This is a genomic window from Sphaerobacter sp. (assembly GCF_019683595.1).
In the GTDB taxonomy this organism is placed as follows: Bacteria; Chloroflexota; Chloroflexia; order Thermomicrobiales; family Thermomicrobiaceae; genus Sphaerobacter.
Map to the genome: position 1 here is coordinate 1 of NZ_JADGHZ010000030.1, position 14,772 is coordinate 14,772.

General features: G+C 67.0%; 7 protein-coding genes. 1 reads left to right on the forward strand and 6 read right to left on the reverse strand.

Features of this window, described 5'->3' with window-relative positions; genetic code table 11:
* Window positions 1-672 precede the first annotated feature (672 nt).
* On the forward strand, window positions 673-2,568 hold the full coding sequence (locus IRZ30_RS05380) for a peptide ABC transporter substrate-binding protein (protein ID WP_294083723.1): 1,896 nt from the start codon (window positions 673-675) through the stop codon (window positions 2,566-2,568).
* 82 nt (window positions 2,569-2,650) lie between these two features.
* On the opposite strand, the gene IRZ30_RS05385 is transcribed toward IRZ30_RS05380, so the two are convergent.
* From IRZ30_RS05385 to IRZ30_RS05410, 6 genes are all read right to left on the reverse strand, one after another.
* The gene (locus IRZ30_RS05385) at window positions 2,651-4,072 is read right to left on the reverse strand and encodes a DNRLRE domain-containing protein (protein WP_294083724.1); all 1,422 of its coding nucleotides are present in this window, start codon (window positions 4,070-4,072) and stop codon (window positions 2,651-2,653) included.
* Between the two features lie 27 nt (window positions 4,073-4,099).
* On the reverse strand, window positions 4,100-7,426 hold the full coding sequence (locus IRZ30_RS05390) for a DNRLRE domain-containing protein (protein ID WP_294083725.1): 3,327 nt from the start codon (window positions 7,424-7,426) through the stop codon (window positions 4,100-4,102).
* A gap of 42 nt (window positions 7,427-7,468) precedes the next feature.
* Complete coding sequence (locus IRZ30_RS05395; RefSeq protein ID WP_294083727.1) at window positions 7,469-8,341, reverse strand: hypothetical protein; 873 nt, start codon at window positions 8,339-8,341, stop codon at window positions 7,469-7,471.
* 9 nt (window positions 8,342-8,350) lie between these two features.
* Window positions 8,351-10,231: a glycosyltransferase family 39 protein gene (locus IRZ30_RS05400; RefSeq protein WP_294083729.1), complete on the reverse strand. Its 1,881-nt coding sequence runs from the start codon at window positions 10,229-10,231 to the stop codon at window positions 8,351-8,353.
* Window positions 10,228-12,234, reverse strand: a complete 2,007-nt coding sequence (locus tag IRZ30_RS05405; RefSeq protein WP_294083731.1) for a carboxypeptidase-like regulatory domain-containing protein — start codon at window positions 12,232-12,234, stop codon at window positions 10,228-10,230. Before IRZ30_RS05405 ends, IRZ30_RS05400 begins: the two co-directional genes overlap by 4 nt.
* 192 nt (window positions 12,235-12,426) lie before the next feature.
* The gene (locus IRZ30_RS05410) at window positions 12,427-14,748 is read right to left on the reverse strand and encodes a glycosyltransferase family 2 protein (RefSeq protein ID WP_294083733.1); all 2,322 of its coding nucleotides are present in this window, start codon (window positions 14,746-14,748) and stop codon (window positions 12,427-12,429) included.
* Window positions 14,749-14,772 lie beyond the last annotated feature (24 nt).

A 14,772-nucleotide genomic window follows, 5' to 3' on the forward strand; every position in this document is an offset into this window, starting at 1 on the left:
ACGTGGCACCGCCCCGGCACTTGATACTCGCGATCACCACGTCCGCATCCGACGCGCGGGCTCCGGGGCGAGCTTCCGAGAGTCTCCCCGTCTGCGGGAGAACGACCGAGGGCGGCTAGCTCGGCGAACCGGAGCCTGCGGCAGGCGACGAGGCACACCGCCGGGCCGTGAGGTGGAGCGCGGCCGCCAGGTGGCGGCCTCCGGCTGTGGTCGACGCCATCGCGCGCATCGTCTTTATCCCGACCTGGTGTCTCGCTCACCTCGAGGATTGCCTGCGCCGAAGCACCAGGCCGTCACCGCCGCTGTTGCGGTCGGCTAACCCGTAGTCGACCAGGTCGTGGATCTGGCTGATCAGGTGGAACCCATAGACCCGGTCCTCTAGGCTCAGGCCAGCCCCCCACAGCTCGCGGAAGGAAGACCTCTTCCGACGTGAATCGGTGGGCCGGCTGGTTCGGGCATCAACTCGGAGCGTCCTGGCCGTAACGGTCATGACCGCAAGCTCCCAGCCGGTCATACCATGCTGGCGCACGAACAGTTCCTTGCCAAGCGGGAAGTAATTGGTTATGTCTTGAGATCCCTTTTTGTGCTTGATACGTACAAGAAGACGTATACGGCACATCACAATACGACTCGGCACTGCGGTGCCCCCAGAGAACCAAGGAGGTGGCGTCCGTGGATCACACGATGCGCAGCGAACGCGCGCTCCGCGCCGCGATTCTCAATGGGCAACTGACGCGACGTGAGGTGCTGAAGCGGGCCGCAGCGCTGGGCCTCGCCGCCCCGGTGATCGCCAGCCTGTTGGCGGCCTGCGGTGGGGCTGAGGGCGCCGCCCCAACCAGTGAGACCGGTGGTGCCACGACCGCGACCACGAACACCGGCACCAGTGCGTCGCCGACCGCTGCTTCCAGCAGCGAATCCAGCAGCGGCGGCCGGGGTCGGGGCCAGGGTGATCTGCTCCGGATGCTGTTCTGGCAAGCCCCGACGATCCTGAACACGCACCTGTCGACGGGGGACAAGGACACCCTCCCCTCGCGACTCGTCACCGAGCCCCTGCTGAACATCAACCCGGACGGCTCACTCGGCCCCGTCCTCGCCGCCGAAGTGCCGTCGCTGGAGAACGGCGGCGTCGCCCCCGACGGCATGAGTGTGACCTACAAGCTCAAGCAAGGCGTCGTCTGGTCCGACGGCGAGCCCTTCACCGCCCGCGACGTGCGCTTCACCTGGGAGTGGGTCGCCAACCCGGACAACAACTCGCCCAACCAGGCGGTGTACCAGATCATCAAGGATGTCGAGATCGTCGACGACTACACCGTCACCGTGCACTTCAATGAACCCACCCCGGGGTGGTTCAGTCCCTTCGTTGGCGGCTTTCGGGGCGGCATCCTTCCCGAACACATCATGAAGGACTACACCGGCGAACGCGCGCGTGAGGCGCCCTTCAACCTCCAACCGATCGGCACCGGGCCGTACAAGGTGGTCGAGTTCCGGCCCGGCGATGTGGTCCTCTTCGAAATCAACGAGCACTTCCGCGAGCCGGACAAGCCGTACTTCCGAAGCATCGAGTGGAAGGGCGGGGGTGATCCGACCTCTGCGGCTCGCGCCGTGGTGCAGACTGGGGAAGCGGATTTCGCCTGGAATATCCAGGTTGAGAAGCAAGTCCTCGAATCCCTGAACCAGGGAGAGATGGGGAGCATCGTCGTCACCCCCGGGGCCAGCGCCGAGCAGATCATGGTCAACTTCGCCGACCCCACCGTCGAGGTCAACGGCGCGCGGTCCGAGCCCTCAACCACCCACCCCTTCTTCAGCGATCCGCTTGTGCGTCAGGCCCTCGCCCTTGCCTGCGATCGCCAAACGATCGCCGATCTGCTGTACGGTGAAACCGGTAAACCGACCGCCAATGTGCTCAACGCGCCACCGCGGTTCGTCTCGCCGAACACCTCGTTCCGGTACGACCTCGAGGAAGCCGGCCGGCTGCTCGACGAGGCCGGCTGGGTGAAGAACGGCGCCTACCGGGAGAAGGATGGCCGTCAAATGGCAGTCGTTCTCTCGACAACCGTCAACCCCGTTCGTCAGCGACAGCAAGAGATCCTGAAAGCGAGCTGGGAGCAGTTGGGCATTCGGACCGAGCTCAAAGCGGTCGAATCCAGCGTCTTCTTCTCCTCGGACGCCGGCAACCCGGATACCTACCCTCACTTCTACTGCGACCTCCAGATCTTCACCAACGGCCCGACGAGCCTCTATCCGCTCGAATTCCTGGCCAGCTTCAAGTCTGACGATCCGGACAACGATCTTGCGCAGAAAGCGAACAACTGGTCCGGACGCAACTTCCACCGCTGGGTCAACGAGGAGTTCAACCAGCTCTACCAGCAGGCCAGGACCGAGCTCGACCCGGATCGGCAGACCGAGTTGTTTATCGCCATGAACGACTTGGTGGTAAACGAGGTCGTGCGGATCCCCTTGGTGCATCGCAACGGGGCCAACGCCGTCTCCCACCGCCTCAAGGGGATGCAACGATCGACCTTCGAGCCGACGGGCTACGACATCGAGAACTGGTACTTCGAGGAGTAGCCGGTTCGGGGCAGCGGAGCCGGGCCCGACTCGACGTCGGGCCCGGCGACATTCACCCGGCTGTCCTAGCAGGTGGTACGTGTCAGTGGCACGTGCCAGTACCGGAGTCGGTGAAGGATCCGCCGGGGACCGGGATGAACTCCCAGTCGTAGCTGCCGTCGTGCAGGGTCAGTTTGAGCACGCCGAGGGTATCGTTCTCCCGTACCTCACTGGACGGTAACCGCGTGCCGAACTTGTAGAGCCCCACACCGCCGGTTCCCACCACGAACGAGCGGATGCCGTGCGCGTCGTCTCGGTTGCCATCGGCATCCATCGGCGCGAGGCGCTCGTAGACGTGATCATGGCCGTTGATAACGACGTCCACGTGGTGGGCATAGAAGAGTTCCCAGATGGGCGCCATCTTCTTCTGGCCCCCATGCTTGGCGGAGCTAAAACGCGGGTGGTGCCAGATGGCGAGCGTGCAGGTAGCCGGATTCGCGGTCAGTTCCTGCTGCAGCCAGGCATACTGGGGCGAATCCCGGTCGACCGCGATGTTCGAGTCGATCACCAGGATGCGCCACGTCCCGAGGCTGTAGGAGTAGTAGCCGCGGCCTGGCGGGCCGGCGTTCTCGCCGAAGTACTCGAAGTACGCTCGCGCACCTTCCGTCCGGTAGTCGTGGTTGCCCGGCGCCGGACGGGTCCGTTCTTTGAAGAGCCCCCACGTCGGCCCGTAGCATTCCGCGAACTGGCGGGCTGTGCCGTCCGGGTAAGCGTGGTCGCCCGCGGTGAAGACGGTGCCCGGGATCGAGGCGATGAGCCGCGCCGTCTCACGCGCCCCCGTACTGCGGCACGAGGCGATGTCCCCGGCGCCCACCAGGACCGGGTCGTTAGGCGTAGGAGTCGCCCAGACAGTCGTGACCCCGCTTCCGCCCGACGTGACCGTGATGACCAGTTCCGGGCTGTTCGGCGACTCACGCGACGCATACTCGACGCCGTCCTGCCGGTGCGAGGTGATCGCGAAGCTGACGCGCCCATTCCGGAAATTCGCGCTCGTCACGTCGAAGGTGACGACCTGCCCTTTCTCCACCGGGCCCAGCGTCGAGAGTACCGGCCCGTCGATCGCAGGCCGCTTCCTGAAGGTCATCTCGCTCTCGGACCAGGTCGTGTCGCTCACCTGCCGGATCGACCCACCGCTATGGGGGCTGGCATTGGTGACAAACAAGTGCAGCTTGGCCGAGGTGACGAGCCCATCGATGCCGGACAGGTCGAACATCAGATAGGCTTCCTTGACCGGCTTGCCGTCGACGTCGAAGTCGAGCCGGGCGCCGTACGACATATGCGGATGCGCCTCGTTCACATAGGTGTCGGCCACCGGCGTGAACCGCAGCGTCGACACCTGTGCCACCGGCCCGTCGGGCTGCTCCGTCGCGGACGTCAGCGCGTCGATGAGCAGCCGTGGTCCGAGCGCCAGGAGCGCCAACGCCCCGACCACGGCGATGAAATACCGGGATCTCCACCGTCTCATCGACGGCCGTCCTCTCCTCGCCCCCGGCTACCCGGTCGTGACCACCAACTGCGGTTTGTTCGACCCCTGGCGCGAGTGGAAATCCGCCCCATCGCTCGAGGTCGGCACGAGGATGAAGCTGTACGTCCCATTGCCCGTCACCAACGGCGTCACGTCCAGTTCAACCCAGGTGTCCTTCGTGATCGATCCCAGGTCGTCGCTGGGCGTGCCGACCGGCCCCGGTTTGTTGGTCCAGGTAAGCCCCATCTCGCTCCAATCGTTGCTGGTCGCGTACACGGCCGGACCGTTGCTGGAGCCGTCGCTGGCGTAGAGGCGGAGCTTCGCGCTGGTGACCGACCCGGTCAGGCCGTTGACGGCAAAGCGCAGGAACGCCTCCCGTCGGTCCGGCGACGTGTCCGTCCGCAGGCGCGCGGAGGTACCGTAGTTGGTGTCCGGCGTCGCCTCGTCCACCCAGCTATCCGCCTCGGGCGTGAACGTCACGGTGGCTCCACCACCGCTCCCATCGGGCGGCGTCGTGACTGATGCCGGGTTGCTGGCAGGGGACACGTTACCGGCTGCGTCGCGAGCCTTTACCTCGTAGGTGTACGTCGTGGCCGGGGCAACCGTTGAGTCGCTGTGGCTTGTCTGGACGCCGACGGTGGTCAAGAGATCCCCGTCGCGATAGATCTCGTAGCCGGTGACGCCCACGTTGTCGGTCGACGCCGTCCAGGTCAGATTCACCTGGTTCGGACCGACAGCGGTGGCCGTCAGGTTTGCCGGGGCCGTGGGCGCCTGGGTGTCGCCTCCGCTCCCACCGCCGGGATCGCCGGGTTCGCCGGGTTCGCCGGTCGTGACCACCAACTGCGGTTTGTTGGCCCCCTCGCGCGAGTGGAAGTCAGCCCCGTCGCTCGACGTCGGGATGATCGCGAACGTGTACGTTCCGTTGCCTGTCACCAACGGCGTCACGTCCCATTCGACCCAGGTGTCCTTCGTGATCGCCCCCAGGTCATCCACGGCACCGCCGATCGTCGCGGGCCGATTCGTCCAGGTCACCCCGGTTTCGCTCCAGTCGTTACTCGCGGCGTAGACGGCCGGGCCGTTGCTGGAGCCGTCGCTGACGTAGAGGCGGAGCTTCGCGCTGGTGACCGACCCGGTCAGGCCGTTGACGGCAAAGCGCAGGAACGCTTCCCGCCGGTCCGGCGACGTGTCCGTCCGCAGGCGCGCGGAGGTACCGTTGTTGGTGCCGGGCGCCGCTTCGTCCACCCAGCTATCCGCCTCGGGTGCGAACCGGTAGGTGCCACCACCCCCGCCGCTGCCGTCCGCGGTGTACGTCTGCACGTCGAACGTGCGGCCATTCTCATCCGTCGGCGTCACCGTGATCGTGGTCCCGTTCACGGTGACCAGAAGGAAGTGATAGACCTGCTGCGGGCTCGTGGGTGGCGGCGCGTTGCAGCTACTCCCCTGATTCTTCGAGAATGACCAGCCAATGGCATAGGCGTTGAAGGGGCTGCAGTGGTTCACCGAGGCAACCTTCGCCCCGCCCCCGCCGGTGATGTAGGTGACCAGACCATCCGCGTTGGCGTGGTTTCGCTGGTAGAAGTGCGCGTGGCCGGTAAAGGCAATCTTCACCCCGTAGCGCCCGAGCAGGCCCTCCAGGCTGTCCGGTCCCTGGAGGAACGTGTCCGACTGCTGCGCGGAGCTGTCGGAGTAGAGCGGGAAGTGGAGCACGGCGAGTTTGACCTGATCCGGGTGCGCCGCCAGGTCCTGCTCCAGCCACTGGTACTCCTCGCTCGACGCGGTCCAGTGGTAGTCGTAGTCGTTCTCGTACAAGGTGGCGGTGCCGACGTTCGCGTCCGCCCATGCGGCCGTCAGGTTGTAGATGCGTACGGTCCCGGCGTCGAACGCGTACCAGGCACTCGGGTAGTCGCCCGGACTCGTCCCGTTCAGGCAGCAGTGGGTCTCCCGGACATACTTGCCGCTGGAGAGCGCGACCGCCCGGTCCTGCGGGAAGTTGACCAGATGTGGATGGGGGTTGTTGGAACTCGCAAAGCCGTGGTTCCCCGTCGCCGGGAAGATCGGGATCGATCGACCTGGCACCGTCCAGAACTCAGGGCCGAAGACGTTGCTGACTGACGGGCCGGTCTGGACCAGATCGCCATAGTTCTTCTGGCTGCCCGCTGAGTAGGCGTTGTCCCCAACGGTCAGGGCGAAGCGGGCCCCGCTCTCCGCGATACGCTGCATCAGCGCGGCCTGGTCGGGATTGGTCCCCTCGCTGTTGGTATACCCCCAGTCCCCAAAGACCACGAACGAGAAGGGCTTGGTCGACCCGGCTGGGACCTGGGTCCAGAAGCGCGGCGACGGGTCGCTGCCGAGCAGATCGATCGTGCCAAGGTAGACGCGGTAACAATACTCCTTGTCCGGCTCCAGCGTCAGCATCGCTTTCCACTGGTACTCCGGCACGGAGTTCACCGTGATCGATGTCCGCGTGGCCGTAACGGTGTTGACCGGGGTGCAGGAGCCGTCGCTCTGCACCTCACCCCACCGGGCCGATCCGGTCGTCTGCGAGCGGTCCGTAGCCCAGTTGATCGTGACGTACCGGTCGACAAGGTCGGTCAGGTAGGGGTAGCGCATCAGTTGCGGGGCGTAGGCAACAGCCTGGAACGTGGCCACCGCGGCGGCGCTGGACTCCTCGCCCTGCGGCGTCACACGGACCCGCGGGCCGTTCCCCCGCCGCGGCGCGTCGCTCCGCGCTCGCTTCGATTTGTGTCCCACCGGATCGAGCGTCTCCACCTCATAGGTGTGGGTGGCCGCCGGGTCGGCGGTGGTATCGAGGTAGCTGAGGGTGGCCCCGTCCACCGTGGCCAGCACCTGGCCGTCGCGGTAGATCCGGTAGCCGGTGACATCGGTGTCGTCGCTGGCGTCGTACCAGTCGAGCAGGTTCCCCGCGTCGGTGGGCTCCACGGTGAAGTCGACCGGCGGGGAGGGCGGCGTTCGGTCGGTCCGCTCGGGTCGCTCCGGCGCCTTGACTCGGGCCGACCGCGATTGCGCGATGGTCGTACCCTGCGCGTCGCGCGCCTCCAGCACATACACGTAGGTGCGAGTCGGCTCGACGGTCGTATCCACGTAGGTGCGGGCGGTCCCCTCAACAGTGGCGAGGTCTTGACCCGACCGCCGGATGAGGAAACTCGCCACGGGTATGTCGGGTTCCACCGTCCACGACAAGTCCACCTCGTTCGTCCCCACAGCCACCGCGCGCAGACGCACCTCCGGTCCGGGTGCGGCCTGCACCGACGGACTACGGACAGCGACCAGGCCGGTGCTGAGGGTGAGGATGAGCACCAAGAGCAGGTTGCGCCACCGCGATGATCCCAGCATGGGGTCCTCCTACGAGAAGATCGCCAGTTGGTTGATCTCCCACTACCGCCGTCGAACGCGTAGGCGAATCTCCGCTTCGCCCATGTCCTGACCCTTCGCGGCGTGCACGTACAAGGTGTACTCGCCCGCCCGCACCAGGCTCGCCAGCCGCACCACGGCCTCCCCCAGCATGTTCGTCCGCGCTGCCTTCCACCGCACCGTGACGCCGACCGCGGAGATCAACTCCAAGAAGAGGTGCACGCCGTTCACCGCAGAGCCATCCCCGTCATGCGCCGGCACCACCCGGATGGCCACCGGCCACGGTCGCCCCACCACCACCTCCTCGGACGCCTCGACCTCGACCCGCAGCGTCCGGCGGGGCTCCAAGGGCCCGGTGATGGAGTCAGTCGTGATCAGCCAGCAGGGATGGATCTCCACCCAGTGGTCGTGCCCCCGGTCGAGCACCAGCGGCCCGTGGAACGTCGCGTGCTCGCCCGGTTGCGGGATGTAGACGGTCGGCTCGTCAGTCGCGATGACTTCGGCGACCAGCAGCCCGTTGTTAGACGGCCGGAGCAGGTGCTCATACTGCGGGTCCAGCTTCACGTAGACCTTGTGATCCCCGTCGTACGGGTTGTACGTGACCCGCTCCACGACGCCGCTGACCGCCACTGACTCGCTGACGAGCTGCAGCCGCGTCGGTTGCTGCACATGCTCGAAGATATCGCGCCGCTCGACCGGGATCGGCTCCTCGATCCCGGTCACGTCCGGGAGGGTGACCGCGGCTGAACTCTGCCGGCCGCAGGCGGCGGCTACCGCCGCGAATGCGGCGGTGCCCATAACAACCCGGGCCACCTGCAACAACTCGCGGCGCGTGAGTCGCCCCTCGCGCAGCAGATACGCGATCCGTTCCCACTGGCGCTCGGATTCTGGAAGCATGCGTTGCACTCACTCTCCTCCCACGCGCGCCGCTGCCCCCTGGCCCTGGTCGGCGAGCGCCGGCGTTTCCACGTCGCCCATCGTGCCGGCGTCGGGCTCCATGGCGATATCGCCCCAGATGTGCCGTCCGGTAGTGGACGCATAGTTGCCAGCGCTATCGACCCCGACGAGGTAGAACACTGGGCCGGCCGTGGCCGGAACCGGCACGGTAGTCACGAAGTTCCCGCGTTCGTCGGCCTGCACCTCTGCCAGGAACTCGCCCCGGTAGTAGAGCGACACGGGCGCGTTGAGCCGGAAGCCGCGCCCCTCGATTCGCATGACATCCCGCTCCACCGAGAAGGTCAGCTCTGGCTGCGGTAGCCGCTTGGTTACCTCGTAGATCCAGACCCGCGGCTCGCGGTTGTGATAGACGGTGTGCACGAGTTCACCGCCGTAGTCCTCCACCAGGCGCTGGAACTGGCGCTGCGTCGAACTGCGGACGATGGGGTCCTCCGGCGGGTCGTCGCCTGCGTTGGTGTAGAACACCAGGTAGGAGACCTCACCGGAGGCCAGCAAGCGCGGGGGCCAGAGCACCACCCAGTCCCGCGGTGTCGCATCGGAGCGGAGGCTCGGGCGCACAACGGTCCCGCCGGGAAGGATGGTCGCGAGGCGAAAGCGCCCGAAGGGGTAGGCGTCGCGTCGACCGTAGAACGCAAGCACATATTGCGCGGAGCCCTGGGATAGGGTCATGACCCCCGCGTCGGGAGCGGTGTTCTCCGCCAACCAGTAGGCCGCCTCCCGCATGCCCGCGTAGTCGTGGACGCGCACCGCCGACCAGACCGGCGGCAGCGATGCGGCCAGCACAATGGTGAGGGCGACCGGCGCTGCTACCCATGACCTGCGCACGACACTGAGCGCCTGCTCGAGCGCCCGCGCCCCGAGGAGCGCCAGAGCCGGCACCAGCGGCAGCAGGTAGTTAAACGCCTTCAGCGGGTATGCCTGCTGGAAGACGCCGAAGACGAGGATCCAGGTAGCCAGCAGGATATCCCCGAGGCTCCGCCGAATAGCCGCCACCACCAGACTCACCGGCGCCAGGACCAGGAGCACATAGCCGTCGTAGCGGGCGAGCACCTTCGGGTAGTAGTACCAGGGCACGTGGCTCACCCGGCGGATGCTGTCGGCCAGAAAGGCAAGGTACAGCGAACCGTACTCGAAAAGTTGGTAGAAGGCCGGCGCGAGGCAGATCAGAAACACGACGGCGCTGATCGCGACCGACCGGACCGTCAGGCGGGAATAGCCGTGCGTCAGGAGGAGAGCCAGGCCCAGCACAGGCAGGACGAGCACGCCGGTGACCTTCGCGTCGACCGCGAGCCCCGCCGCCGCGGCGAAGGCGTAGAGCCAGCGGTCCCCGCCGCCGCGCACCCACCGGGCACCGCAGTAGATGGCAAGCGTCACACAGAACGTGAGGGTCGAATCGAGCAGCGCCAGCCGCCCCAGAAAGATCGCGTACCCACTTACCGCCAGCAGGAGCGCGGCGATCAGCCCGGTGGAACGACCAAACAACGTCCGACCGATGGCATACGTCAAGGGCACGGTGAGGATGCTGAAGACGGCGGCGACCACCCGCGCCAGGACGTCGCTCACGCCAAACAGCCAGTAGGCGGCCGCGAGGACGTACTGGTACAGCAGGAAGTTGGAGTTACCGCGCGACAGCAGCACGAAGTACCGCTTCAGTTCCTGGTCCCCGGCCAGGACGGCCGCCTGCCCGGCATAGACCGCCTCGTCGCCTCGGAGACCGATCGCCCCGAGATCCCAGAGGCGCGCCGTCGCAGCCAGTGCGGTGATCGCGAGCAAGGCTGCCGCCTCCAATGCCGCCCAGCGACGCTCCGCCAGCCGGCTCCATCTCCTCATGAATCGATCCCCTCCAGTTCGCCGATCGTCACTTCGTCAGGGGTACCGGCCTGCTCCGGCCGATATTCCAGCCGGGCACGCTCGAAGTACTGCACGATCAGCCCGGTCTCGGGATCGCGGAACTCCTCGCTAATCGGATAGCCGAACAGCGCCAGCGATTCCCGGAAGCTGGTCCCGGTATCCCCGAGACGCAGCCCGTTGCTGCGCCAGAAGGTGAGGAAGTGTCCACAGACCCGGTGCCCGGTCGTGGGGAAGTACTCGCAGTTCGCCGACTGCTCCGCCGCGCTGGGCGGGACGGGTTGGAACGGCTCGGTTCCGAGGAGGCCACGGCGCTCAGCCTCCTCCCAGCCCACGCGACCGAGCTGGATCTCGTAGCGCGTCCCGGCCAGGTGCGGGTGCAGTTCGAAGCGCGCCCGATCGAAGTACTGAATGGTGAGCGTCGCCCCCGTCTCGGGGTCGACCTGCTGGTAGGCGGCGCCGAGCGGTCTGCCGAACACCCGTGGGCCGCCGCTGGCGTTCCACAGTCGCCGGAAGACCTCGGCTACCTCCACGGCCGGGCGGGTTTCCGAGGTCGGGACCACCTCCACATCGGCTTGCTCCGGCACGTGGTCCTGCGTCGCGGCGAGCGTGTCGGTGGGCCGGAGCAGGCGATCCGGGGCCAGCAGCCATGGCCCATGTGCCGCTGTCAGCCCGTAGCCGACCCCGACGACCCCGACCACGGCGGCGACACCAGTCACGCCGTACAGGGCACGCCTGCCGATCCCGATGGGTTGCCCTGCAGCGACCGGCAGGAAGCGCCCAATTCGGGTGCCCGACACGACCAGCAGGGCGAAGAGGATGCCCACCGGGATTGCCAGCACCACAGCAATCAGGAAGTAGGTGATCACCGGGATCGTGACGGTCGCACCCGGTACCAGGTCGAAGAGTTGCGCCCGTGTGTAGCCCCCGGCGCCGAGGACCCAGGCACGGTAGGTCCCGATCGGCAGCCCTTCGAAGGTAGCCTGGCCCGACTCGTCGTATGGCTGGTACTCCCGCGAGCCATCCGGATGCTGCAGCACCACGCCCGTGCCAACCCGGTCGCCCAGCAGGGTCGCCCGGCTCGTCACGGTGATGCGATGCAGGGAGAGGGGAATGCTGGGGGCCACTTCGGGCCGCAGTGTGAAGGTGACCTCGCCCTGGCGCACCGTGCGAATCCCATCGACGATGACCTCTTGCACCGAGTAGCGGACCGGCTGGGCACGGAGCCCTGTCGGCGTCTTCACCACGGTCGTTGCCGGAAGCCACTGCGCGGCCTGCGGGTCCAGATCGAGGGTCTGCCCCTGTGCGGTCCTCACCCTGATCGAGCTGATGCGCGTCGGCGGGACGAACTCCCCCTCTGCGTCAGCAAAGGTCAGGTTGGTCAGATAGCTCACCAGGAACCCAGCAACCAACTGCCGCCCCGGAAGCTCGACGTCGCGGAAGCTCACGTAGACGCCGTCCGACCAGCGACTGAAGTCCGCTCGCTGGGTCGTGCTCAGGTCCACACGCGGCGGGGCCTCGAGCCGGAACGTACCCGGCTGCGAAATGGGGAACCGCGCGATCCCCTCCGCATCCGCGGCGAAGGGGTGGTCGTCCAGGGTGAAGGTGACGCCCGGCAGGCGCGGCACGGTCCGGATTTCGAGCATCGTCGGCTCGACCGTGACCGTGGCGGACGCGGTCGCCGCCGCCAGCGTGTCGGTGCCCGGGAAACGCGCGACCAACTCATAGTCACCAGCGGCCAGGGTTCCCCGCACCTGGAACCCGGCGGTGCCATCCGGCCCAGTCGTGGCGCGCTCGGTGACTTCGTCGCCCATCCGAAGCTCGACGACCTCCCCGGAGAGCGGCGCTCCCGAGGCGGTCAGCCGCGCCATGATCGGGATGTCATCGCCGACCTGGATCGCCGGCGGCACCTCCAGGGTCAGCTCGACTGCATCGGCGGCCGCGGCACGGTCCGGCCCGTGCGCCAGGGCAAGCAGAACGATCATCCCGAATAGCACGAGTCCCCGGCGCGCGCGCGACGCCCCTACGATCAAGCACCGTACGGCCATCGCTCGCTGCAGTAGCGCCGCTCGCCGGCATCTTCGCGATCCGATCACATCTACCCTTACCCGTCTAACCCAGCCGGATTCGTCGTCGGTGTCACACTCCTTGGTGCTGCCAGGCGCCTGCCCGGCAACTCATCCTCCGGTGCCAGGCTCGGGCACGGGGCCTTCGATCGCCAACCCACCCGGCACCATCCCGCGCCGTTGGGACGGAGCAGCGATGAGCGCCGGAATGCGCTGGGCCCAGTCCATCGAACTGCTGCGGATCAACCGCCCCGGTACCCCCTCCAGCGCACGCTGGACGATCTGCCGCTCCACCACAGAGAGATCCTTGCCATTGGCCTGGAGGAGATGCCCACGGATGGCCGGGTACGGTGGGAAGCCATATGCGTCTTCGCAGTTGCTCATCAGGATGTCGAGCATCTCGTCGGGGTCGAGACGGAACTCATCATCCGTCCCGCGCTCGATGACGAAGAGCCCTTCGAGCCGTGCTTCCCGTGCCAGCTTGACCTGCGGAATCAGCCGCTGGACCGGATACTTCGGCGGCGGCACCAGCCACTGCGCCAGCGCGTTGATGGTCGCGATGGGCAACCGCGTGCGGGTCAGCAGGAAGGCGAAGCGCCGTCCACCCCGGGAGTGGATCCGGCTCTGGATCGGCAGGCCCAGCCGCTCCCGCCGCGTCAGGGCCGGCCGGTTCAACGCCGCAACCGTGTGCTTGCTGATCGTCAGCGGCTTGGGGTAGGTCAGCACGGTCCCCCCTGGTGTCACCAGGGTGAGATCGTCGGAGATGAATGCCGCGGTGTTGTTTTCCCACCGCTGCCGGTCGAGGATGCGCAGGACCGTTGTCGTCTTGCCGGTGTCGGTCCGGGCCGTCACCAGGTAGGCATGGCCGTCATAGGCGATACAGGCCCCGTGGATCAGTGCGTAGCCCCGCTGGACGAAGGTCCAGCGCAGGATCGGCTCGACGACGTTCGTGTAGAGCACGTGGGGCGAGCGCGCCAGGAGCGGCGATGCCACCACGTCGATGGCGTCCCCGAGGCACACGTCGATCCAGAAGCCAAACATCCCGAGGCGCTCGTCGTACTGGAAGTGCCGCTCCGCGCTCACCCGCTGGGGACGGCGCGCCTGCGTGCGCACGTCGATGGTCGGCGGCCCGTCCAGTGCCCCCACGCGGAACTGCTCGAGTTCCGGCAAGGGCACGGTCGACCGCACCGTGACGATGTCGTGGATGTTGTAGAGTGCCGGACCTGTGGTCCGGCGTGCGCGCCGGGCGGCGTCCCAGATCCACATGTCTGCGACCGCGAAGCGGAGCACCGTCAGCGCGAGGAGCGAGATCAGATTGGACGCCACGTAGAAGATCCCGAATATCGAGGTCAACACGTACATCAGAGGTCCTCGGAAAAGCAACGCAGCGTTGTTCATCCCGAAATACAGGCCCATGCGAGCCAGCGGCCCACGCGTGCTCTCGCGCCCGCTGAAAACGAAGGACTCAGTCAGCAAGTACAGCCACAGCGTCGATACCTGCGTCGCCAACGCCGCCGCGACCAGATAATGGAGCCCCTGGATCTCGGCGAAGGCGAGGAGGGCGAGCGTATTCACCCCCAGCCCTGAGGCTCCGACCACCGCGAACCGGACGAAGCGGCGCGTCTGGTCGCTCAAGCGCAACTGCCAGAGCAGCATCAGGTAGCGAATCGCCTCGCGCAGTGACGCCTTGCTTTCTCCGGCGTGACGCTCCCCAAACTGATACGGCACCTCGGCCACCTGCAGCCCCTCGGTGCGGATGAGGATCTCCAGCAAGATCTTGAAGCCGCAGGGTCGGAGGCAATCCGGGTCCACCGCTCTGCGGCGCACCAGGAAGAAACCGCTCATCGGGTCGGTCACCCCGCGGAGCCGGCCGGGAAAGACCATCTTGGCGAGGATCGTCGTGGTGCGAGACGCGGCGGCCCGGAGTTCACCCATCCTGCCGAGGCTGCCGTCCTCGCAGTAACGACTCGCAATCACCAGGTCGGCGTGTGTGGCCCGCGCGCGCTCCAGGAGGGACGGGATCACCTCCGGTGGGTGCTGCAGGTCGGCATCCATCACGCAGACCCAGTCGGCCCTGGCGGCACGCAGCCCCACCACGACAGCCCCGCCCAACCCACCATGGCGCTCACCCCGCGGGCGGTGGATAACCCGAATTACGCGGTAGGGTGACCGCTCCAGCGCCTCGATCGCCGCTACCGTGTCGTCATCGCTGTCGTCGACGAAGATGATCTCTAGCACCTCGCCCGGCAGGCACCGATCGAGGCGTTCGACGAGCGGACCGACATTCTCCGCCTCGTTGCGCGTCGGTACCACGATCGTGAGCGATGGTGGGATCGGAGACGAATCGTCGGGGACCGTATGAGCAATGTCGCACCTCTCCTCCAACCAAGGAGGCGATGCCTCACGTGTTCCGGCGTCGATCCGCGCGGACATGGGCCACCCTCCACTGATGGGCCA

What these genes read in the sequence shown, in the direction of transcription:
- IRZ30_RS05410 (WP_294083733.1), bottom strand. Translation starts at nt 14,748, where the DNA reads ATGTCCGCGCGGATCGACGCCGGAACACGTGAGGCATCGCCTCCTTGG.
- IRZ30_RS05385 (WP_294083724.1), bottom strand. Translation starts at nt 4,072, where the DNA reads ATGAGACGGTGGAGATCCCGGTATTTCATCGCCGTGGTCGGGGCGTTG.
- IRZ30_RS05400 (WP_294083729.1), bottom strand. Translation starts at nt 10,231, where the DNA reads ATGAGGAGATGGAGCCGGCTGGCGGAGCGTCGCTGGGCGGCATTGGAG.
- IRZ30_RS05390 (WP_294083725.1), bottom strand. Translation starts at nt 7,426, where the DNA reads ATGCTGGGATCATCGCGGTGGCGCAACCTGCTCTTGGTGCTCATCCTC.
- IRZ30_RS05405 (WP_294083731.1), bottom strand. Translation starts at nt 12,234, where the DNA reads ATGATCGTTCTGCTTGCCCTGGCGCACGGGCCGGACCGTGCCGCGGCC.
- IRZ30_RS05395 (WP_294083727.1), bottom strand. Translation starts at nt 8,341, where the DNA reads ATGCTTCCAGAATCCGAGCGCCAGTGGGAACGGATCGCGTATCTGCTG.